This window comes from Acidovorax sp. HMWF018 (assembly GCF_003061035.1).
Lineage (GTDB): Bacteria > Pseudomonadota > Gammaproteobacteria > Burkholderiales > Burkholderiaceae_C > Acidovorax > Acidovorax delafieldii.
Window position 1 is genome coordinate 1 of the sequence record NZ_QAIM01000139.1, and the last position, 1,741, is coordinate 1,741.

General features: G+C 66.5%; 3 protein-coding genes. 2 read left to right on the forward strand and 1 reads right to left on the reverse strand.

The genetic code is table 11. The features are described 5' to 3' along the window. Positions 1-334 (forward strand): phosphoglycerate kinase (pgk, locus tag DBR23_RS05365; RefSeq protein ID WP_108497549.1); only part of this gene is annotated, 334 nt, incomplete at its 5' end. Between the two features lie 36 nt (positions 335-370). Further along, positions 371-1,408, forward strand: coding sequence for a class II fructose-bisphosphate aldolase (gene fba, locus DBR23_RS05370; RefSeq protein WP_026436953.1), 1,038 nt, complete (start codon positions 371-373; stop codon positions 1,406-1,408). On the opposite strand, the gene DBR23_RS05375 is transcribed toward fba, so the two are convergent. After that, on the reverse strand, positions 1,399-1,741 hold a 343-nt coding region (locus DBR23_RS05375), incomplete at its 5' end, for a sensor histidine kinase (RefSeq protein ID WP_233250290.1). The two genes, fba and DBR23_RS05375, sit on opposite strands and share 10 nt — an antisense overlap.

Sequence of the window (1,741 nt, forward strand, 5' to 3'; positions counted from 1 at the left end):
CGTGGCCGACGACGACCTGATCCTGGACATCGGCCCCGAGACCGCGGCCAAGCTGGCGGCACAGCTCAAGCAGGCCGGCACCATCGTCTGGAACGGCCCGGTGGGCGTGTTCGAGTTCGCCGCGTTCGAAGGTGGCACCAAGGCGATTGCGCAGGCTATTGCCGACAGCAGCGCCTTCAGCATCGCCGGTGGTGGCGACACGCTGGCCGCGATTGCCAAGTACGGCATCGAGAAGGACGTGGGCTACATCTCCACCGGCGGCGGCGCTTTCCTCGAAGTGCTCGAAGGCAAGACGCTGCCGGCGTTCGAAATCCTCGAACGCCGTTCGTCCTGATGCCCCCTTTTCTTTTTCAATCCACAGGAGATTCCCATGGCGCTCGTTTCCCTCCGACAGGTGCTCGATCACGCAGCCGAACATGGCTACGGCGTGCCCGCCTTCAACGTCAACAACCTTGAACAGATCCTCGCCATCATGGAAGCCGCGCAGGAGACCGACAGCCCGGTGATCCTGCAGGCCTCGGCCGGCGCGCGCAAGTACGCGGGCGAGGCCTACCTGCGCCACATGGTGCTGGCGGCGGTGGAGGCCCACCCCGACCTGCCCGTGGTGCTGCACCAGGACCACGGCGCCACGCCGGCGGTGTGCATGCAGTCGATCCGCTCCGGCTTCACCAGCGTGATGATGGACGGCTCGCTGCGCGAGGACGGCAAGACGCCGGCCACCTACGACTACAACCTCGCGGTGACACGCCGCGTCTGCGACATGGCGCATGCCGTGGGCGTGTCGGTGGAGGGTGAACTCGGTTGCCTGGGTTCGCTGGAAACCGGCGAGGCGGGTGAAGAAGACGGCGTGGGCGCGGTGGGCAAACTTACGCACGACATGATGCTGACCGATCCCGACCAGGCCGAGGACTTCGTGCGCCGCACCGGCGTGGACGCACTGGCGATCGCCATCGGCACCAGTCACGGCGCCTACAAGTTCACGCGCCAGCCCACCGGCGACATTCTCGCCATCGACCGCATTGCAGCCATCCACGCCAAGGTGCCGAACACGCATTTGGTGATGCACGGCAGCTCCAGCGTGCCGCAGGAGTGGCTGGCCATCATCCGCGAGCACGGTGGCGACATCAAGGAAACCTACGGCGTGCCGGTGGAAGAGATCCGGCGTGGCATCCAGAACGGCGTGCGCAAGGTGAACATCGACACCGATATCCGCCTGGCCATGACCGGCGCCATGCGCCAGACCTTCGCGAAGGAACGCAGCGAGTTCGATCCGCGCAAGGCGCTGCTGGCCGCCAAGAAGGCCGCGCGCGGCGTGTGCCGAGAACGCTTCGAAGCGTTTGGCAGCGCGGGACAGGCAGGAAAGATGAAACCCGTGCCGCTGGACGCAATGGCCGACAGCTACGCCTGAGGTGCCAGCGGCAGCTCCAGCACAAACTCGGCACCGCCACGCTCGGCATCGGATTCCGCGTTGCGGGCGCTCAGCCGTCCGCCGTGCTGCTCCACGATGCCGTAGCTGATCGACAGGCCCAGGCCCGTGCCCTTGCCCACCGGTTTGGTGGTGAAGAAGGGATCGAAGATGCGCAGCAGGTGCTCGGGCGGAATGCCCGGGCCGTTGTCGCGCAGCACCACGCGTGCCATGCCATCGGCCTGGTCGATGCTCACCCAGATGCGCGGTGCCGCGTGCTGGCCCACGGCGTCAAAGCCGTTCTGCAGCAGGTTCATCATCACCTGCTGCAACTGG

Bases quoted from the DNA above. Each gene is read 5' to 3' on its own strand.
- fba (WP_026436953.1), top strand. From the start codon at position 371: ATGGCGCTCGTTTCCCTCCGACAGGTGCTCGATCACGCAGCCGAACAT.